Origin of the sequence: Exiguobacterium sp. s141, from assembly GCF_018618085.1 — a bacterium.
In the GTDB taxonomy this organism is placed as follows: Bacteria; Bacillota; Bacilli; order Exiguobacteriales; family Exiguobacteriaceae; genus Exiguobacterium; species Exiguobacterium mexicanum_A.
In genome coordinates, this window is record NZ_JACSLJ010000003.1 from 81,754 (window position 1) to 101,490 (window position 19,737).

At 53.3% G+C, this 19,737-nt stretch carries 22 protein-coding genes and 1 riboswitch; of the genes, 9 read left to right on the forward strand and 13 right to left on the reverse strand.

Annotated elements, in window-relative coordinates:
• Positions 1-27: 27 nt before the first annotated feature.
• Both KNP74_RS14940 and KNP74_RS14945 read right to left on the reverse strand, forming a co-directional pair.
• A complete protein-coding gene (locus KNP74_RS14940) occupies positions 28-489 on the reverse strand; it encodes an alpha/beta hydrolase (RefSeq protein ID WP_256441356.1) in 462 nt (153 codons plus the stop codon).
• A 9-nt stretch (positions 490-498) separates the two neighbouring features.
• Entirely contained in the window at positions 499-732 is a 234-nt protein-coding gene (locus KNP74_RS14945) for a hypothetical protein (RefSeq protein ID WP_251130134.1), read from the reverse strand.
• 75 nt (positions 733-807) lie between these two features.
• Here KNP74_RS14945 and KNP74_RS08855 point away from each other — a divergent pair, with 75 nt between their 5' ends.
• Complete coding sequence (locus KNP74_RS08855) at positions 808-2,073, forward strand: purine/pyrimidine permease (RefSeq protein WP_214764063.1); 1,266 nt, start codon at positions 808-810, stop codon at positions 2,071-2,073.
• A gap of 20 nt (positions 2,074-2,093) precedes the next feature.
• On the opposite strand, the gene KNP74_RS08860 is transcribed toward KNP74_RS08855, so the two are convergent.
• From KNP74_RS08860 to KNP74_RS08875, 4 genes are read right to left on the reverse strand one after another with little or no spacing between them, the layout of a single operon-like run.
• Positions 2,094-2,486: an RDD family protein gene (locus KNP74_RS08860; RefSeq protein ID WP_214764064.1), complete on the reverse strand. Its 393-nt coding sequence runs from the start codon at positions 2,484-2,486 to the stop codon at positions 2,094-2,096.
• The gene (locus KNP74_RS08865; RefSeq protein WP_021068087.1) at positions 2,483-3,130 is read right to left on the reverse strand and encodes an NAD(P)H-binding protein; all 648 of its coding nucleotides are present in this window, start codon (positions 3,128-3,130) and stop codon (positions 2,483-2,485) included. The genes KNP74_RS08860 and KNP74_RS08865 overlap by 4 nt, the downstream gene beginning before the upstream one ends.
• A gap of 34 nt (positions 3,131-3,164) precedes the next feature.
• A complete protein-coding gene (locus tag KNP74_RS08870; protein WP_214764065.1) occupies positions 3,165-4,469 on the reverse strand; it encodes a nucleobase:cation symporter-2 family protein in 1,305 nt (434 codons plus the stop codon).
• A complete protein-coding gene (locus tag KNP74_RS08875; RefSeq protein WP_034780728.1) occupies positions 4,466-5,047 on the reverse strand; it encodes a xanthine phosphoribosyltransferase in 582 nt (193 codons plus the stop codon). The genes KNP74_RS08870 and KNP74_RS08875 overlap by 4 nt, the downstream gene beginning before the upstream one ends.
• A gap of 77 nt (positions 5,048-5,124) precedes the next feature.
• A riboswitch (purine riboswitch) is annotated at positions 5,125-5,226 on the reverse strand.
• Between the two features lie 131 nt (positions 5,227-5,357).
• On the opposite strand from KNP74_RS08875, the gene KNP74_RS08880 reads away from it, so the two are divergent.
• Genes KNP74_RS08880 through KNP74_RS08890 form a run of 3 tightly spaced genes read left to right on the forward strand, consistent with a single transcriptional unit; the run spans position 5,358 to position 8,726 of the window.
• Positions 5,358-5,966, forward strand: coding sequence for an NAD(P)-dependent oxidoreductase (locus KNP74_RS08880; RefSeq protein ID WP_214764066.1), 609 nt, complete (start codon positions 5,358-5,360; stop codon positions 5,964-5,966).
• A gap of 60 nt (positions 5,967-6,026) precedes the next feature.
• Positions 6,027-7,580 carry an ABC-F family ATP-binding cassette domain-containing protein gene (locus tag KNP74_RS08885; RefSeq protein WP_021068083.1) on the forward strand — a complete coding sequence of 518 codons (1,554 nt, stop codon included), beginning with the start codon at positions 6,027-6,029 and terminating at the stop codon, positions 7,578-7,580.
• Between the two features lie 21 nt (positions 7,581-7,601).
• On the forward strand, positions 7,602-8,726 hold the full coding sequence (locus KNP74_RS08890; protein ID WP_138860089.1) for a DUF418 domain-containing protein: 1,125 nt from the start codon (positions 7,602-7,604) through the stop codon (positions 8,724-8,726).
• 51 nt (positions 8,727-8,777) lie between these two features.
• Here KNP74_RS08890 and KNP74_RS08895 read toward each other — a convergent pair whose 3' ends face one another.
• The 5 genes from KNP74_RS08895 to KNP74_RS08915 form a co-directional block, all read right to left on the reverse strand.
• Positions 8,778-9,707: a manganese-dependent inorganic pyrophosphatase gene (locus KNP74_RS08895; protein ID WP_214764068.1), complete on the reverse strand. Its 930-nt coding sequence runs from the start codon at positions 9,705-9,707 to the stop codon at positions 8,778-8,780.
• 96 nt (positions 9,708-9,803) lie between these two features.
• Positions 9,804-9,941, reverse strand: a complete 138-nt coding sequence (locus KNP74_RS08900; protein WP_214715087.1) for a hypothetical protein — start codon at positions 9,939-9,941, stop codon at positions 9,804-9,806.
• A 94-nt stretch (positions 9,942-10,035) separates the two neighbouring features.
• Positions 10,036-10,317 (reverse strand): HesB/YadR/YfhF family protein, encoded by a 282-nt coding sequence (locus KNP74_RS08905; RefSeq protein WP_214764070.1) that lies wholly within the window; start codon positions 10,315-10,317, stop codon positions 10,036-10,038.
• 67 nt (positions 10,318-10,384) lie between these two features.
• On the reverse strand, positions 10,385-11,344 hold the full coding sequence (locus tag KNP74_RS08910) for a LacI family DNA-binding transcriptional regulator (RefSeq protein ID WP_214764071.1): 960 nt from the start codon (positions 11,342-11,344) through the stop codon (positions 10,385-10,387).
• A gap of 11 nt (positions 11,345-11,355) precedes the next feature.
• Positions 11,356-11,589, reverse strand: coding sequence for a hypothetical protein (locus tag KNP74_RS08915; protein WP_214764072.1), 234 nt, complete (start codon positions 11,587-11,589; stop codon positions 11,356-11,358).
• 236 nt (positions 11,590-11,825) lie between these two features.
• Here KNP74_RS08915 and KNP74_RS08920 point away from each other — a divergent pair, with 236 nt between their 5' ends.
• The 4 genes from KNP74_RS08920 (at position 11,826) to KNP74_RS08935 (ending at position 16,189) form a co-directional block, all read left to right on the forward strand.
• On the forward strand, positions 11,826-13,115 hold the full coding sequence (locus KNP74_RS08920) for an NCS2 family permease (RefSeq protein ID WP_214710179.1): 1,290 nt from the start codon (positions 11,826-11,828) through the stop codon (positions 13,113-13,115).
• Between the two features lie 238 nt (positions 13,116-13,353).
• Positions 13,354-14,091: a (Fe-S)-binding protein gene (locus KNP74_RS08925; protein ID WP_214764171.1), complete on the forward strand. Its 738-nt coding sequence runs from the start codon at positions 13,354-13,356 to the stop codon at positions 14,089-14,091.
• 2 nt (positions 14,092-14,093) lie between these two features.
• Positions 14,094-15,497 (forward strand): LutB/LldF family L-lactate oxidation iron-sulfur protein, encoded by a 1,404-nt coding sequence (locus KNP74_RS08930; protein ID WP_034780929.1) that lies wholly within the window; start codon positions 14,094-14,096, stop codon positions 15,495-15,497.
• Positions 15,494-16,189, forward strand: coding sequence for a LutC/YkgG family protein (locus KNP74_RS08935; protein WP_138860096.1), 696 nt, complete (start codon positions 15,494-15,496; stop codon positions 16,187-16,189). The genes KNP74_RS08930 and KNP74_RS08935 overlap by 4 nt, the downstream gene beginning before the upstream one ends.
• Positions 16,190-16,247: 58 nt before the next feature.
• Here KNP74_RS08935 and KNP74_RS08940 read toward each other — a convergent pair whose 3' ends face one another.
• Positions 16,248-17,273, reverse strand: coding sequence for a DUF4097 family beta strand repeat-containing protein (locus KNP74_RS08940; RefSeq protein WP_214764073.1), 1,026 nt, complete (start codon positions 17,271-17,273; stop codon positions 16,248-16,250).
• The gene (locus KNP74_RS08945; protein ID WP_034780699.1) at positions 17,270-17,590 is read right to left on the reverse strand and encodes a PadR family transcriptional regulator; all 321 of its coding nucleotides are present in this window, start codon (positions 17,588-17,590) and stop codon (positions 17,270-17,272) included. The genes KNP74_RS08940 and KNP74_RS08945 overlap by 4 nt, the downstream gene beginning before the upstream one ends.
• Before the next feature lie 191 nt (positions 17,591-17,781).
• Between KNP74_RS08945 and KNP74_RS08950 the strand changes: the two genes are divergently transcribed.
• Positions 17,782-19,737 carry a HAMP domain-containing sensor histidine kinase gene (locus KNP74_RS08950; protein WP_138860098.1) on the forward strand — a complete coding sequence of 652 codons (1,956 nt, stop codon included), beginning with the start codon at positions 17,782-17,784 and terminating at the stop codon, positions 19,735-19,737.

The window sequence follows — 19,737 nt, forward strand, 5'->3', positions numbered from 1 at the left end:
TGCCCCATGATGTGGGCACGCTGTTTTTTAGAGCCACTCGATAATTTGGTCAATCGTCTCGTCGAGTTGCTCTTTGGCGCTGAGCGGGCTATCGTTATCTCCGTCCTGCGGGCCATACATCCCGAAGTTGGCGTGATTGCCGTCTTTGATTTGATGGAAGACGGCGTCATCCGGGACGTTGTCACGGCTCGCCTCGATATCAGCCGGTGTGGCCAGACCGTCACGTTCACCGGAAACCGACAAGACACGCAGATTGCTATCCGCCATTGTACTAATCGGATACGAGGCGAGGAAGATGACCCCCTCGACTTGCTCCTCGTGTTCGAGCGCATAACCGGACGCCGCCGAACCGCCGAGTGAATGACCGCCGACGACCCAACGTTCGATGTCTGGATGGGCGGCGATAATCGTCTCCGTAGCATCAATATCTGCTATCCCGAGATTCAAGCACAACGATGGGATGGCGACGAAGCCACCTTCCTCTGCCAGTCTGGTACCCTAGTAAGCGTACGCCTCTTTCTCGACTTTCGCTCCAGGATACAGGATGAACCCAACCTCGCTGTCTGTCTGCCCGAACTCGAGACGATTGTCCACTTCCGTCGCCTCAGCCGCGTAACCGAGCGCCTCTTCCGTCGGTCCGTACGTCAGTTGCGTCCACACGAGGAAGCCGATGATGGCGACCAAGATGACTCCTAATAGGCCGAGGCCAATCCACTTCAGTTTTTTCTTCATTATATACCTCCATTTGCATCAACTTCCCCGTCACGGTACACTAGTATTAAAAAAGGGAAATACCAGGGGGACACCATGACCAAAAGTTCTATAACCACGACGATTCAGTGGTTTATTTTTATTTTAGCTACAAACATTGTACCACCGCTCTCAATCGCCGCCTTATTTGAACTGTCGCCAGGCGAGACGATGACGTTCATCTCACGTTCACTGTTCGTCTTCGCACTCTTCAGCATTATCCAGACGCTGCTCGGCCACCGCCTGCCAATCTTAGAAGGACCAGCCGGGATTTGGTGGGGCGTGTTCACACTCTATGCCTCCATCGGTCCAGCACTTTATGGGAGCGGACAAGAGACCCTCCAAGCGCTCGGTTTCATGTTGTTCTTAAGTGGTGTGCTCGGTGTGGTCATGACTGTCACCGGCCTGTTGCGACGGATGCTGTCGTTGTTTACCCCGCAAGTCCTCGGGGTCTATATGATTTTGCTCGTGTTGCAATTGTCCGGTGCCGTCATCAAAGGCGGCTTCGGTGTGACCGAGGACGGCATCAACACAATCCAAGCCGTGGCGACGGTCGGCCTCGTCTTATTCGCGCTCACGCTCGAGCGGAGCCGGTTCAAGCAGTACGGCCTCGTCATGACGCTCATCGTAGGGTTTTGGCTATTCAACATGCTCGGTCTCGGGAACCCGATTGTCCGTTCTGAGTCATTTTTCCTCGTCCCTGAACTATTCCCGTTTGGTATGTGGGTATGGGATTGGAATTTGCTCCCGACTGCGTTCGTCATCACGCTCCTGCTCATGACGAACGTCCTTGCCAATATCAAATTGATTGAGCGCATCGTCAGCTCGCGCGAGAAGCGTCAAATCGAAGGGAACGTCCCCGCGTCAGGCGTTGTCAGCGGCATCAGCCAAATGGTGGCGGGCATGTTTGGGACACCGGGACCGGTCGCCATCTCTGGGACAGCCGGCTTCCTGTCTTCGACTGAAAGTGTGCATCGCATGCCACACCTCATCGCCCATGCTTTGATGATGGTGCTCGCCCTCGTCGGTCCGTTCGTCTCGCTGATCGCAAGTATCCCAGCCGCTGTCGGATACGCCATCGTCACCCCACTCATCGCGACGATGATCATCATCGGAATCAACGAGGCGGCGTTCGAATTGAACCAAAAGACGGCCTCACTCACTGTCGGTCTCCCGCTCGTGATTGGGGCCGGGGCGATGTTGCTCCCACCTGGGGCAATGAACGATTTGCCGCCGCTCTTGGCGACCGTGTTCTCGAACGGACTCGTCCTCGGAACGATCGTCGCCTTGACGACGGCCATTCTCAGCCGCATCAAAGACTAAAAAAAACTGACCTCGAGAGGTCAGTTTTTTTCGGTTACGTGCATATGGAACGCTGCGTCGTGCGGCAAGACGGCACCGTCTTCGGCCTCGAAGTGCGCGCGGTCTTTGACGTAGGCGACAATCGAGATTGTGTCGCGGTGAAGCGCCCGTTTGAACGCTTGCTCGGCCGTCACCGGTGTCCCATCGTCATTTTTCAACTCGAGACCCATCAGCTTATAGCCGAGCGTCTGTCCGCCACGGCGCATCTGACATGCCTCGAGCGCGTAGGCGATGAGTGTCGGCGTGATGACGACGTGGACGAACTCGCTCTTCACTTTCTTGCGGACGAGCTGCTCGACACCAAAACTTAGCAATCCGGCAATGACACCGTCAATCAAGACGGCTTTGGTCCGTTTCTTCGTTAATGGGTTCATTGGCTCATCCTCTGCATCATGCCAGACGTCAATACTTCGATGCCTTGTCCTTCTTCCGCGGCCATAATCAACGCGCGCGCCACATGGAGCGCTTGAATCGGTGCAGCATCTGGTAATTTATCGAGCAATAGTGGTTGGAGCGGACGGCTGACGACCTCGGCTGCTTTCTCGCCGAGACGGAACTCCTCGCGATCTCCGAGCAAGAGCGACGGACGGGCGATAATCAAGTGTTCGAAGCCAAACACTTTGAGCCCGTTCTCGAGCTCCCCTTTCACCCGGTTGTAGAAGAAAGGTGACCGAAGTGACGCGCCTTGCGCCGAGACGACGGCGTAACGTGTCGCCCCGTGTCGTTTCGCGACACGTGCCACTTCAAGCGGCAAGTCGAGATCGACATGTTTGAACGCCTGACGTGAACCGGCGACGGCAATCGTCGTCCCAAGTGCGCAGTAGACATCATCAATGTGCGGCAACGCCTCGTCCATTCCTTCGAACCCGACGACTTCATGCAGTTTCGGATGACTCCATCGTTTCGAGCGGCGGACGATTATCCAGACTTGATCATACCGTTCTTGTTCGAGCAACTGTTCGACGAGTTCGCGTCCAATCAAACCGGTGGCGCCAACGACAAGTGCAGTTTTCCCCATGCTTGTTCCCCCTAGTTACGTAGTTCCTTTCAGTCTAGCTGACTTGCCGGTTCTCGGCAACGACCTCGACCGGACGGAACCGGTCGACGAGTCGGAAGAACCCGTTCAACAACAAGGCGGTGAACGATCCTGCGACGATGGCGCTGTCCGTGAACAACTGAACCGCCTCAGGCATGTTCGCGACGATGGCCGGGTTGGCCGTGATACCGAGACCGACCCCGATCGACAAGGCGATTGTAATCAAGTTCTCATTTTTCGCAAAATCGACTTGGCTCAAGATTCGAATCCCTGAAGCGGCGACCGTACCGAACATGACGAGCATCGCCCCACCGAGCACCGGTTTCGGGATCAATGTCGTGAACGTCGCGACTTTCGGCAAGAAGCCGAGCAAAATCAACAGACCGCTCGTCCAGAAGATGACGCGACGTGATTTGACGCCTGACAATTGGACGAGACCGACGTTTTGACTGAACGTCGTGTACGGGAAGCTGTTGAAAATCCCTCCGAGAATCGTTGCCACACCCTCGGCCCGATACCCTTTCGTCAACTCGTTCGAGCCAATCGGTTTTTTCGTGATATCACTCAATGCTAAGAAGACACCGGTCGATTCAATCATCGAGATGATGGCCACGAGCGTCATGACGAGGATGGCCGAGACGTCAAACGTCGGCATCCCGAAGTAGAACGGTTGTACCATTTGGAACCAACCGGCCTCACGGACCGGACTGAAATCGACGAGACCGAGGAACGCGGCGATCCCTGTACCGATCAAGACCGCAAACAAGACAGCGGCCGCGCGCGTGAACACGGTACCGATTCGGTTCAAGACGAGAATCAAACCGATGGTCAAGCCACCGAGCGCCAAGTTTTGCATCGAAGCGAAGCCAGGCTCACCTGGCATCCCACCGCCGATATCATTGACAGCGACTGGGATGAGCGAGAGACCGATAATCGTCACGACCGAGCCGAGCACGACCGGCGGGAAGAAGCGAGCCAGTTTCCCGACAAAGCCTGAAATTAAGATGACAATGATTCCGCTCGCGATGAGTGCCCCATAGATGGCGGTGATACCGCTCGAACTACCGATGGCAATCATCGGACCGACCGCGGTGAACGTACAACCAAGTACGACTGGCAGACCAACACCAGTGAAACGAGTCGTCCATACTTGCAACAGCGTGGCTACACCGCACATGAACAAATCGATTGCGACGAGGTAAGCGAGTTCAGTCGGTCCGAGACCGATGGCACCGCCGACGATGAGCGGGACGATCGCCGCGCCCGTGTACATGGCAAGTAAGTGTTGGAATCCGAGACTGGCTGTCTTGAACGTGTTCATCGGACTACCTCCATGAAGGAAATCTCACCTGCTTCAAGCTTGGCGATCCGAGCGAGTGACTCGACCTGATAGCCTCGCTCGAGCAACTTGTCCCGTCCCGGCTGGAATGATTTCTCGATGACGATCCCGACACCGGCGACGACCGCACCGGCCGATTCGACGAGTTGCGTCAAACCGAGTGCCGCTTCCCCGTTAGCGAGGAAATCGTCGATGACGAGCACGCGCTCCCCAGGTTGGACGAAGCGTCGGCTCAAACTGATGCGGTTCGTCTCTTGTTTCGTGAACGAATAGACGTCCGCTTCAACGAGATCGTCTTGGAGCGTGAGTGATTTACGTTTACGGGCGAAAACGAACGGGATGTTCATCTCAAGCGCCGTCATCATGGCCGGAGCGATTCCACTCGATTCCAATGTGACGATGCGGTCAATTCCCGCGTCACGGAACCGGTCTGCGAACTCGCGTCCGATGGCTTGCATTAAGACAGGATCGACTTGATGGTTCAAGAAGGCATCGACTTTCAATACGTGTTCGGACAACGCTTGTCCTTCATCTCTGATTTTGTCTTCTAACTGCTTCATTGTTTTCCCTCCAATAAAAAAATGCGATTCGTCACCCCAACCCGGGGACGACGAACCGCATGGAAACAAAACGAATGCACACGACAAGCGTCACCCGTAGTCGAACCATTTACGGTGGTTCGGTAGAGACTTGTGAGCCATATTCTCACGGATATACGAGTGCGAATCTTTTATTTATATAAGATAGGACTTATTCTAGACGATATTTTATAAATTGCAACCCGTTTTGGAAAAGACGGCTAAAAGTTCGATTTTTCTGAAACTGCTGTATACTAAAGATACTGGAAAAACGAGAGGAGCTACGTCCATTATGAAGCTATTCGTATTAGGGGCCACAGGCCGGACCGGTCATCAGTTTGTCGACCAGGCCATCGAGCACGGCCACCATGTGACCGCCTTCGTGCGGGAACAAAAAAAATTGATTCCGACACCGCAACTTGAAATCATCGAAGGCGACGTCACAGACAGCGCCGCTTTGACAGACGCCCTCGCTGGTCATGACGCCGTCATCAGCTGTCTCGGGACTGACTTGAGCGATCCCGACTTCTTGGCCCGCGTCACCGATGCGCTCGTCCCGGCACTGAAAGCAAACGCCATCAGTCGAGTCGTCTATCTCGCCTCGGCCGGAATCGACAAAGAGATTCCAGGTATCGCCGGCACGGTCGTCACGTTCATGCTTCGGAAACCGCTCCGTGATCACCGGGCCGCGGTCGATTTATGGCGCAACTCGTCGTTCGATTACACGATTGTGCGGCCGATGCAATTGACGGACGGTCCTCGGACGTCAGCGTATCGCACGTCCATCGACAGCATTCCAGACAACGGGAAACAGATTTCACGGGCCGATGTCGCCCAGTTCATGCTGAACGCCGTTGAAGACCAACTCTTCATCCGCCAATCGGTCGGACTGGCGTACTAATTTTTTTGAATCCATGCTACAATATCGGATAGTCAACTTTGAAGGGAACGAATAAGAAATATGAGTATATTAACAGTACAAAACTTGAGCCACGGTTTCGGTGACCGCGCCATTTTAAATGACGTGTCTTTCCGTCTATTGAAAGGCGAACACATCGGCCTCATCGGAGCGAACGGTGAAGGAAAATCTACGTTCATGAACATCATCACGCGTAAGCTCCAGCCGGACGAAGGCAAAATCGAATGGGCGAAAAACGTCCGTGTCGGTTACCTTGACCAGCACGCTGTCCTCGAACGTGGGATGACGATTCGGGACGTGTTAAAAAGCGCGTTCCAATACTTGATTGACACCGAAACACGAATCGGTGAGCTCTATATGGAAATGGGCGATGCGACACCTGAACAGATGGACGACATGCTCGCCGAAGTCGGCGAACTGCAGGAAATGCTCGATTCGAACGACTTCTATATCATCGACGCGAAAGTCGAAGAAGTCGCACGCGGTCTCGGTATTTTAGATGTCGGACTCGACCGTGACGTCACGGACCTCTCAGGTGGTCAGCGGACGAAAGTATTGCTCGCGAAATTGCTTCTCGAGAAGCCGGACATCCTCCTCCTCGATGAGCCGACCAACTATTTGGACGAGGCCCACATCGAGTGGTTGAAGCGTTATCTCCAGAACTACGACAACGCCTTCATCTTGATTTCGCACGATATTCCGTTCTTAAACAGCGTCATCAACTTGGTCTACCATATGGAGAACCAAGACTTGTCACGCTATGTCGGGGACTACGACAAGTTCATGGAAGTGTACGAGATGAAACGCTCGCAGCTTGAATCGGCTTATAAACGCCAGCAGGCTGAAATCGCCGACTTGAAAGACTTCGTCGCCCGCAACAAGGCACGCGTCTCGACGCGGAACATGGCGATGTCACGCCAGAAGAAACTCGATAAAATGGACGTCATCGAATTGAGTGCGGAACGTCCAAAACCAGAATTCCGGTTCTTGCAGGCACGCACGTCAGGTCGTCTCATCTTTGACGCCAAAAATCTCGTCATCGGTTATGACGAGCCGCTCTCACGCCCGCTCGACCTCCAAATGGAGCGCGGTCAGAAGATCGCCCTCGTCGGTGCGAACGGGATCGGGAAAACGACGCTGTTGAAGAGTCTTCTTGGCATGATCAACCCGCTTGAAGGAACCGTCGAACGCGGTGAGTTCTTGGAGATCGGGTACTTCGAACAAGAAGCGGCCGTCAGCAACAACACGTGTATCGAAGAGATTTGGAGCGAATTCCCGTCCCTCAACCAGCAACAAGTCCGCGCCATGCTCGCGAAATGCGGTCTCATGACGAAGCATATCGAGAGTAAAATCGCGGTCCTCAGTGGTGGAGAGAAGGCGAAGGTCCGTCTCTGTAAGCTCCAAAACAACGAATCGAACTTGCTCCTCCTCGATGAGCCGACGAACCACTTGGACGTCGATGCGAAGGAAGAGTTGAAGCGCGCGTTGAAGGAATATAAAGGCAGTATCCTACTCATCAGCCACGAACCGGAGTTCTATCAAGACATCGTCACCGACGTCTGGAACTGTGAATCGTGGACGACGAAAGTATTCTAATCCGTGTAGAGGAAGTGGCGTATGGCTGGCCCGATTCAAGTAAACGAACGCATCGTTCTGTATGACATCATTCGAGGGTTTGCCCTGTGTGGCATCTTCCTCGTCAATATCCCCACGATGCTCGGGAGCGACTGGATTTCCGGTGGCGCCGACTATACGGGGAGCGATTTACTCGTCCGGACGCTGTTCGATTTGTTCGTCCAGACAAAGTTTTATACGATCTTCTCGCTCTTGTTCGGGATCGGCTTCTCGATTTTCCTTGAGCGCTCGTATGCGCGTGGGGACTCGGTCGGCCGCTACATCCGGCGCATCGCCATCTTGTTCCTATTCGGACTCGTTCACCTGGCCATCTGGTCGGGTGACATCTTACATACGTATGCGATGTGGGGCTTGTTGCTCCCTCTGTTTTATGGGCTGAGCAATCGCGCGATTTTGACATGGGCGTGGAGTTTGTTGATCGGGAGCTTTTTACTGTTCTATGTCTCATCCATGTACTTAGAGGTATGGCTCGGATTTAGGTTTGTTGGTGACCCCTTTCCGGCCGTCTTTAATTCCGGATTCGGTCCATGGTTCGACTATCGTTTAGACGAAGAGATTTTTGACATGTTCCAAAACTCCTTTTTTGTCGGAGTTGAAATTCTAAGCCTGTTCTTGTTCGGCCTGTATATTGGACGCGAACGGAAACTCCTCACGTGGAGCATCCGCGGATTGACGCGCACGGCCATCATCTGTGCGTTAGTCGCCCTTCCGTTCTTCGCAGTCATTGTTTGGCATCACTACGGTGGCGGTGCAGCCTATACCGCGACGAATTCTGCGGCCGTCCTCGTCTCTGGCAAACTGCTCGCGACGGCGTACGTCTGTCTGTTCACGATCGCCGTCCGTAACGGACGCGCATTCCGTCCGCTACAGGCGCTTGGCCGTATGGCGCTGACGAACTATTTGACGCACACGCTCGTCGTCGTCCTGCCGGTCATCGCCCTCGGCTACTACGGTCGCCTGTCGTTGACGGAAGGATTGTTCTTAAGTATCGCGATTTTGATTGCCCAAGCGTTCTTCTCAATGTGGTGGCTGAAATCGCATCGATACGGTCCGTTCGAGAAATTATGGCGCATCGGAACGTATGGACGACAAAAACAAGCATCTTAACCGCAAAAAAGGCTCGGAGCAGATTGATCTGCTTCGAGCCTTTCTCGTTTCTTAGTTCGTCGCCGCTGCTGTGAGCACAGGCACAATTTGTTTTTTACGTGAGACGACGCCAGGAAGTGTCGCGAGACCCTCCACCAATTTGACGTTGAACGCCTGTTCGAATAGATCAGTCTTCTTACCCACAACGAGTGCCTCTGAATCGTTCGTCAAGATGTTCGTGATGGCGAAGACAAACAAATCGAGTTCTTTGTCTAACATCTTCACGGCCATTGCCGCTTCGACTTCAGCTTTACGGCTCAATACATCGTTCGCGTCGACCGTGTTCACTTGAGCAATCTCGATGCGGTAGTCGCCCATCGCAAACTCTTTCGCGTCGAGCGAGATGAGTTCTGGGATCGTCTTTTGGCTAAGGTCCGCTCCGGCTTTCAACATCTCAAGACCGTATGTCTCGATGTCTGTACCTGAGATCGCTGCGAGTTCTTTTGCCGCTTTGATGTCCTCGTCCGTGCATGTCGGTGACTTGAACAAGAGCGAGTCCGAGATGATCGCCGATAGCATCAATCCTGCCATGTCAGGCGCGATTTCGACACCGTGCTCTTTATAGAGTTTGAGCAAAATCGTCGCCGTGCATCCGACCGGCTCCGCCCGATAGTAGAGGGCATCCGCTGTTTGGAAGTTGGCGATACGGTGGTGATCGACGACTTCGAGGATGCGTACGTCCGCGATGTCTTCCGCGCTTTGTTGGAACTCGTTATGGTCGACCAAGATGACCGAGTTCACTTCGTCCGAGACGCGTTCCACGAGGCGTGGTGCTTTGACGCGGAAGTGGTCGAGCGCATATTGCGTCTCCCCGTTCACTTCACCAAGGCGGATCGCCTCGGCGTCCATCCCTAACTTTTTCTTGAGCTCCGCGTAAGCGAGCGCCGAACAAATCGTATCCGTATCTGGATTTTTATGTCCGAAGACTAGTACTGTACTCATCATACATTCTCCTCACTATGATAGTTTTCCCTTATCCATTATACCGTCTATACTCATTCTTTCAATTCCCAAACAAAAAGAGCCACCAGGGGCTCTTTACGCTTGTTCGTCTTCGTCCGTCTTTTCGAGGTCCGAATGATCCCCTTTTGAATCTTCTTCGTGCGAGATATCCGGTTGGTCTCGTTTCAACTTCTCTTGTTCTTCTTGTTCACGCTTTTTATCTTGTTCTGACATCTGTCTCATCCTTTCGGTTTTGTCATGTCGTAGACTGTTCCCCGAGCTGGATGGCTTCAAACGGATGTATTCTTTCTGTTAACAAACTGTGATGTCACGCTTGAACGAAGACGACCTCGTCGCCACGAATCTCGACGTTGACGTCTTGTCCTTGGAACAACCATTCATCCTGTTCAGCCACGACGAAGCGAATCCCGTCCGCTTCCGTTTCGACCGCCGCGTTGTCGATATCTTCTATGATGACCCCCACTGAGAAACCGTGCGTCAAATCGGTCGAACCCCCATATTTAGCGAATAAACGCACCGTCTGGCCTGCCTCGACCTCCATCTCATCTTTAAAAAATTGGAGTGCTTCTTCTGTCACGTTAATCTTCATCTGTCATCCTCCTCTCGACTTCTGTCTCCATTCTAATCGTTTCAGAAAAGACGAGCGAGGAAGTTGCCTAGAGTGTCGTCCCCGGCAAATACGTGACCGTTAAACTGTTTGTGACCGAAGCTGCACCGTTCATTTCATCAAACGTCACGTCGAACAGCGTCCGGCCGATGTCTTCATTTGGCGAGTGCATCGTCGACAGACCGAATGCCTGACCAATCGGATGACCATCGAAGCCGAGGATAGCGACTTCATCGGGGATGCTGACACCGCGACGGCGTAATTCCCCTAAAAAACCGAGCGCCACATAATCTGACGAGAAAAAGAGCGCTCGAGGACGCTCTTGTTGACGCAGAAACGCATCGGCCAGTCCGATCCCGTCCTCGCTCGTCAAGTAACCGGTCCAAACCCATCGCTCACGCGCAAGTTCGACTTCATCGAAGTACGCCTGCTGACGCGCGATCGAGCTTGTACTGTCTTGTCTTGACAACACGATGCCGATTTCGGCATATCCCGCTTGCGCCAACACGCGCAAACCGGCGACGAACGCGGTGTAATGATCGACGTGGACCGAAGAAATCGTCTGCGGCGCCCCGACGGTCGCGACCGCGATCGGACCAAATTTTCGATACGTTTCCATCTCATCGAATGACATCGTATGGGATAACAGGATCGCCCCATCGACTTCACGGTGCTTCAATAGATCAAGCGCTTGCCGTTCTTGGTCGAGTTGATACTCTGTCTGCCACATGACGAGTCGATAATCTCTTTGGAGGGCAGCTTTCGCGAGCCCGTTGACGAACAGTCCATAATACGGATGATCCAAATACGGCAACACGACGACGAAACGTTGCGTGCGACCGGTCGATAACGTCAGCGCCTGCTGATTCCGTAAATAGCCAAGCTCGGCCATCGCCCGTCGCACCCGCTCCCGCTTCTCTTTCGACACATACGGATGCTCGTTGAGCACGCGCGACACCGTCGTCACGGATACGTCCGCGTATTTCGCGATATCTCGGATGTTCGCCATTCCGCTTCACCTCAATCTGTCAGTCTTTGCATATAGTGTACCCAGTCTGACTCCTGACTGTCACCTTTCGCAATCACTTGCTTTCGGATGGCTTGGACGAGGCGGAACCGTTCTTCGACGGGTAGATGAAGAAACTCGTCTTGAAAACGGGCGCACAACATTCTTCCGAGCGGCGTATACAACTGATTGATGACGAGTTCGTAGACGATCCCACTACACCATGTTTTCCACGTTATCGGATTCATGAGCTTTCCCTCCTTTGACTTAACCGTACAGTCTGAAACGCGTTTCAGAGCAAGTACTATTTTTATTTCATCTATTTCCGAACATTCAACGCTTACATGAGGATATTTAAAGTTTTTTCGCTCAAAATCATTGACGACAGCCAGCTCATTTTGTATAGTCATCAAGTTGATAACGTTAGTTCAACGATTGTCGGACATTATTGTTCGGAAATTACTAATTATAGGGAGTCCTACTCATGAACTTATTTCAATTGAAACAACATGGTACGAACGTTAAACAAGAAGTGATGGCAGGCATCACAACGTTCGTGACGATGGCTTATATCTCTGTCGTCAACCCGGCAATTCTGTCAGATGCCGGCATCCCGTTCGCCCAGGCATTCACGGCGACCATCATCGCCATCTTGATCGGTACCGGGCTCATGGCGTTCTACGCCAACCTTCCGATTGCCGTCGCCCCAGGGATGGGACTGAACGCATTCTTCGCGTATACGCTCGTCGCCCAGCAACAGATCACGCCGTCCGCCGCGCTCGGCGTCGTCTTCGTCTCATCGGTCTTCTTCTTGATTTTGTCGCTGTCACCGATTCGGACGAAACTGATTCAAGCCATCCCGGCCTCGCTCAAGCACGCCATCACGACCGGTATTGGTTTGTTCATCGCCTCGCTCGGATTGAAGTTGTCAGGACTCATCGTCGCCGATGAAGCAAACCTCGTTCGCCTCGGGGACTTGTCGTCGCCAAGCGTCCTGCTCGTCCTCGGCGGTTTGATCGTCTCGGCCCTCTTGTTCTCACGGAACGTGCCGGGCTCACTCCTCATCGGGATGGTGCTCACAGGCATCGCGGCCACCTTCATGGGTCTCTTGAAGATTGAAGGCGTGACGGCGATGCCGACATTGCCGGAAGGACTTATGGTCAATCCGCTCACGGCGTTCTCGGACGTCATCCAGTACGGTTTGTTCGGTGCCGTCTTGTCGTTCTTCCTCGTCACGTTGTTCGATACGACCGGAACACTCGTCGGTGTCGGAAAACAGGCCAACCTGTTGAAAGAAGATGGGACGATCGAAAACGGGCACCGCGCCTTGTTCGCCGATTCGCTCGCGACGATGGGCGGCTCGCTCGTCGGGACGAGCCCGTCGACGGCTTATATCGAGTCGGCCGCCGGTGTCGCCCAAGGCGGACGGACCGGTCTTACGACAGCGGTCGTGGCCGCCATGTTCGGACTGACATTGTTCTTCAGCCCGCTCATCGGTGCCATCTCTGGTGTTGCCGCCATCACGGCACCGGCCCTCATCATCGTCGGTGCGCTCATGTTGACGAACGTCCGTTACATCGACTGGACAGACTTCAGCGAATACTTCCCGGCGTTCATGACGATTCTCATCATGCCGCTCTCAGGCAGTATCGAACGCGGGATCGCCTTCGGTTTCATCCTGTATCCGATTTTTAAAGCGATGAACAAAGAAACAGTCCACCCGCTCATCTACTTGTTCGGCGCGCTATTCATCCTGGAAATGTTTTTCTTATAAGTTAGATTCGAGCCCTCGTCGACCGATGAGGGTTTTTCTGTTATCGGGCAGGGTAATGCTGTTTTATAGCAGTCATCTTCTGAATATTGATTCATTATCATTTAGTTCTCAATTAGACAAGATTTGACATTTTTTTGTGAGAATCGTTCCATTTTTCTGTTTTGAACTCGTTTGTTATGGAATAATAACTGTGAAACCGTTTTCGATTTTGACTAAGAACAGGAAAGAAGGAATGGACATGCCTAACGTGGCGCTGTTCGTCACTTGTCTCTCCGATACGTTGTTCCCATCGGTAGGACAAGCGACGGTCGAACTATTAGAACATCTAGGTTGTGACGTCAGTTTCCCATTTGAACAAACGTGTTGCGGGCAGCCCGCTTACAATAGCGGCTACCATGAAGAGACGAAAAAGATTGCGAAACATATGATTGAGACGTTCGAGAAGGCGGATGCTGAGTATATCGTCGGTCCGTCTGGATCTTGTGTCATGATGATGCGCGACTATCCACATTTATTTAAAGATGATCCCGTTTGGAAGGCGCGGGCCGAGGCTCATGCGGCGAAGACGTTCGAGTTGACGCAGTTCATCGTTGACGTGCTCGAAGTGACGGACGTCGGGGCCAAGTTCCCAGCCAAGGCAACGTATCATGCGTCTTGTCATATGACGCGCCTCCTCGGAATCGAGGCGGCACCGGGCCAACTCCTTAAAAATGTCGACGGATTGACGATGCTCCCGCTCGACAATGTCCACAACTGTTGTGGCTTCGGGGGGACGTTCTCCGTCAAGATGCCAGACGTCTCGGTGCAGATGGTCGATGAGAAAGTCGAGTCGATCTTGAACTCGGGAGCCGAAGTGTTGATTGGGGCTGACGCTTCATGTCTGATGAACATCGGGGGACGTTTGCATAAACAAGGTCATCCGATCAAAGTGATGCATATCGCGGAAGTGTTGAACGAAGGGGTGAAACAAGCATGAGTATGGGGATTCGGTTAGATGAGAAGTTTCAGGATCGACGTAAAGACGGAATCGACAATCCGTTCATGCGTCAGGCCGTCAGTTCGGCGCAAAACCGTCTGCGTGACGGTCGTTTAAACGCGGCAGGTGAACTCGGGGATTGGGAAGCGTTCCGGGACCATTCGGAAGAGATTCGCCAACACGTACTCGAACATCTCGACTATTACTTATATCAATTGAGCGAGAACATCTCGAAACGAGGCGGCAACGTCTTCTTCGCCGAGACGCCGGAAGAAGCAAACCGTTATATCCGGGAAGTTGTACGCGCCAAAAACGCCAAACATGTCGTCAAATCGAAGTCGATGGTGACAGAAGAAATCGGGCTGAACGAGGCGCTCCATGAGGAAGGTTGCACGGTCGTCGAGTCCGACCTCGGGGAATGGATCCTTCAACTCGATAATGATCCGCCGTCGCATATCGTCGCCCCGGCCCTCCATAAAGACCGGAACGCCGTCCATGAGACGTTCACGGCCCACGGCTACGAAGGGACGAACGACCCGACCGAGCTCGGGCGCTATGCACGCCGTGAGTTACGAAAAGACTTTTTGAAAGCGGAGGTCGGCATCACCGGCTGTAACTTCGCCATCGCCGAGAGCGGTGCCGTCGGACTCGTCACGAACGAAGGGAACGGCCGCATGGTGACGTCGCTTCCGGACACTGTCATTTCCGTCATGGGGATGGAACGGATCGTCCCGTCGTACGAGGAGTTCGAAGTACTCGTCAATATGTTGTGCCGGAGCGCCGTCGGTCAACGACTCACCTCGTACATCACGACGTTCGCTGGCACGCGCGATCACGGCGAAGTCGATGGACCTGAGGAGTTCCATCTCGTCATCGTCGACAACAAACGTTCCGGCATCCTCGGCACACAGTTCCAATCTGTCCTTCAATGCATCCGTTGTGCGGCCTGTATCAACGTCTGTCCCGTGTACCGCCACATCGGTGGTCATGCCTACGGCTCGATTTATCCGGGTCCGATCGGCGCCGTGCTCGCCCCGCTCCTCGACGGCTACGAGAATTATAAAGAGTTGCCGTATGCCTCGAGTCTATGCGGTGCCTGTACGGAAGCCTGCCCGGTCAAGATTCCGCTCCACGAGCTATTGATCGAACATCGCCGTGTCATCGTCGAAGAGAAAAAACAGTCACCGTTCGTCGAGCGCATCGCCATGAAAGGCTTTGCGGTCACGTCGTCGAGCCCGTTCTTGTTCGAAGCGGCCGAACACATCGCGCCGTTCGCATCGTCCCCATTCACGAAAGCGGGACAAATCGAGAAAGGCTTGCCGGCCTGGACGGATTCGAAAGACTTGCCGCAACCCGCCAAGCAGACGGTACGGGATTGGTTCAAGAAACGGGGGAATGTAGAATGAATCCAGGAACGATCACCAATCGCGAAGACTTTCTAAAACGAATCGCCGGACAGCTCGGACGTGACGTCGACTTGACGCCGCCGAAACGCGTGTATAAGCACCGCCCGCAAGACGAGGTGCTGAAAGACGCCTCTGACGAGGAACTGCTCGAGACGTTCCGGATGGTCGCGACACGCATCCATACTGACGTCGTCGAATGCGAGTCGGCTAACCTCGATGATACACTCCGTCTCTTGATTGAACGGTATGATGGGCAGAGCATCATCGCGGAACGTGACGACCGAATCCAGGCATGGGCGCCCCAAACGAGCGAATCGTTCGACTGGTGGGATGCGGAGCGGCCAGAAGACAGCCGTGCCCTCGCCGTGAAGGCCGATATCGGTATCACGATTGCCGACCAGGCCCTCGCCGAGAGTGCGACGATCGTCCAGTACGCGGCTCCAGGGAAGTCACGCACAATCAGCTTGTTGCCGCGCGACCATATTGCCATCATCCCGAAATCGGTGCTCGTGCCGCGGATGACACAGGCAGCCAAAAAATTAGCCGAACTTGACCGCACCGGTGACCTCGCCTCGCCAAACGGTGTCAACTTCATCTCCGGCCCATCGAACTCAGCCGATATCGAGATGAATTTGATTGTCGGCGTCCACGGACCTGTCCGTGTCGCCTACTTGCTCGTCCATGACTTATAAGGAAAAAGACTCGCCGCGTGATGAAGCCATTCACGTAGCGAGTCTTTTTGTGTTCAGTTTATTCGACCGTGATACTCCCGTTTGAGCTCGTCAGTTTGACTTCAACCGCTCCGTCCCCGAACGTCCGCTCGTTCGCCCGATCTCCGAACAGCTCGACTTTGCCGTTTCTCGTCTTAGCCCGAATGACGGCGTCACGCGGATCTTGCTTCAGACGCATATCGATGCGGCCATTGTTCGTCTTCAGACGGATTGGATGCTCAATCACATCAATCACACAGTCGATGCGGCCATTCGAGGTTTTCCCCTCAATCGCTCCTGTCACGTCGTTAATATCGAGGCGACCGTTCGACGATTGAATTTCGAGGCGGTCGACGTTCGAGGCGCCCACTTCCACACTACCGTTCGATGATTGCGCGTCAAGGATCTGTCCTGTTATCGACGTCAAACTGACTTTTCCGTTCGAGGAACGGAATGAGGCACGATCGGCGCGAACTGTGTGGGCCGTGATGCTCCCATTCTCACTCTCGACGTCGACCGACGTGGCGTCAACATTGCTCATATTGCACGAGCCGAGACGGTTTTTGATCATGACTTTTTCATACGCATGGCGCGGCAGCTCGACGTGTAACACCGGTGCTTTCGTGACGATCCAGGAAAATAGGTTCGACAGACCGAAACGACGTTCTGACTCAATTCGGATTTCGAGCGTGTCCCCAACGATATCCATCGTCACCCCGTGATCCCGTTCCGTCTCGAGCGTCGCGTAGGCAAAGCCGTCATCAGATGGGACGACTTTGACGTGTGCTTGCAGGACGTTGATCGAGACGTTTCGGAACGCCACGTTCGGACTTTTCACAATAGCCAGTTCCTTTCGCTCTGCAGTGAGTGGCTCGACCGTGCCGAGCAACTCGCTCGCGAGTGCGCTTGGTGTCCCGAGCTCTTCGACCATTGCCGCATCACTTTTCCCGTCGAGTCGTCCGCTCGCAAAGTACTCCGACACATCCCGTAAAACATCAACCCGATCGATGACGCTCATTCCCATCAGTAACCGTTCGAGTTCCAATAAATACTGTTCTTCTGTCATTTGTCCGTTCCCCCTTCGATCAATTCGTTGACGCCGGTCGTGAACGTCTCCCATTCTGCGCGTAGTTCCGCCAAATGAGCTTTCCCCTGCTCCGTGATGGCGTAGTACTTTCGCGGTGGTCCTTCTGCCGATTCTTTTAAATACGTCGTGAAGTACCCGTCTGACGTAAGCCGCCTTAAAAGCGGGTAGACGGCTCCTTCTGAGATGGCGACTTTTGCCGAAATGGCTTGCACGAGCTCATACCCGTAGCGGTCATGCGTCTCGACGAGCGCGAGCACACATAAATTGAGTACGCCTTTCTTGAACTGAGGGTTCATTTATTCGCCTCCTCTATTATACATTAAACAATAGCTTATCATTCACTATTATTCAATAGATAATAGTTAAATTTCCGCTTATTTCTTGATTGGTGGAAACAACTGGTTCAAATCTGTACAATGAAGGAACAACACTCGCAGGATATTTGTCACAGTAGGAACGTACGCAGTTCCAGGAAGGACCGGTCTTTATGAAAGCATGGATTGACCAGCGGATCGGAAGACAGTTTTTATTCGTCTTCTATTTATTCATCGGACTGATCCTCCTTACCTCACTCGCCGTGTACATGTATACGGAAAACCGAATCGAACAGACGACGTCATCGCTCGAAAACATTAGCGAACGGCGCACAAATGCGACCGAGCTATTCGAGACGTGGCAGTCGATGCAATATGAAATGCGTGGCTATGTCATCCTCGGCGACGAGGCGATGCTCACTCGCGTCAAAGACAAACAAGAATTGATCGAAACCCAGACCGCTTGGTTCGAGACGAACGCGGTCACTGAAAAAGAAAAGACATATGCAAGTGATGCTCGGACGCTCTTCTCTGCTTATCAGCAACGCGTCATGCCTAGCCTTGAGCGTTACGTTGTCGCCAAACGCGAAGGAACGATCACTGAACCGTTCTTGAAAATGCCGACGCTCGGTAAAGTAAATCCGCAAGCGGAACCACCTGCCGATCGCAAATTCAAGATCAATTCGAAAAGTGCCGCTGACATGAGCGCGAGCATCGTCGACATGGAGACCGTATTCACGGAGTATCGCAACTCATTGAATGAAGAAGAGAATCTGCTACGGGAACAACTGGCCACACATACGAAGTGGGCCCAAGTGTTATGGCTCCTCTCTCTCTTAGCGGTCTTGCTCGTCCTCTTCATCGCCGCCCGTCCTTACGTCCAACGACTGACCGGTCAACTTCATGAGTTGATCATCAACAGTGAACGTTTGGCGGACGAACGGATCATCCCGATCCCGGCGGCTGTGTCGTCACGAAACGAGGTTGGACAATTGACGAACTCCTTCCGTCAAATGGCCTCTTCGCTCGCGACTCAACGCAATCAAGTCGAGGAAGAACGTGAGAAGACGGCGCGGCTCCTTCACTCGATTCGTGATGCGGTCATTTATGTGGAGCATACGACGCATGAAAAATTCGCTAACCAGGCCCTCTTTATCATGTTCAATCAAGCCGTCACGAAACGGAACGAGATGGACCTGTATCGCTTGGATGTTGATTTAGAAGAACTCGGCCTCCAAGTCGATCAAAAAGACTCGTTCTTCTCGTTCATGCGCCGTGCGTTTGACGGTGAGAGCATGGAGGAAAGCGTGACATTCTCGATGAATCAAGAAGAACGATTCATCCAAATGTATGCGGAGAAAATCCACTTGCGCGGTACCCGTCATGGCACGATGCTCGTCTTCCGGGATGTGACGCAAGAGACCGAGGTCGATCGATTGAAGACAGAGCTCGTCTCGACCGTGTCGCACGAACTGCGCACACCGCTCACGAGCATCATCGGCTTCACCGAGCTGCTTCGCTATCGGACGATGGCCGCGGAGCGCACCGATCAATATTTAGGGATGATTCACCAAGAGACGCTACGTCTCGAGGACTTGATTTCAAACTTATTGGACGTGCAACGGATGGAGTCCGGCAAACAGACGTACCATAGCCAACCGGAGAGCCTGCATGACATCTTGAAAGAGACGATTGCCGTCCACCAAGGCGCGAGCGAACATCATCAGCTCGCCCTCGAATGTGACACAAATCTCTATGTATATGGTGACCGCGATCGGCTCAGTCAGCTGTTCACGAACTTGCTCCACAATGCGATCAAGTACTCGCCGGATGGCGGGAAAGTGGCCGTCTGCGTTACAAATGATAAATCAGACGTCATCGAGATTTCCATTCAAGACACAGGCATCGGGATTCCGATGGCGGCATTGCCGAAACTGTTCGACAAGTTTTATCGCGTCGACAATTCGGCCAGCCGTAAAATCGGTGGCACGGGCCTCGGCCTCGCCATCTGTAAAGAGATTGCTGAAGGACACGGCGGCTCGATTCGAGTCGATTCGAGCGTCGGCCATGGCTCGACGTTCACGATTATCTTGCCAAAGTATAGTATGGAAGACCAGATGAGCAGCTAA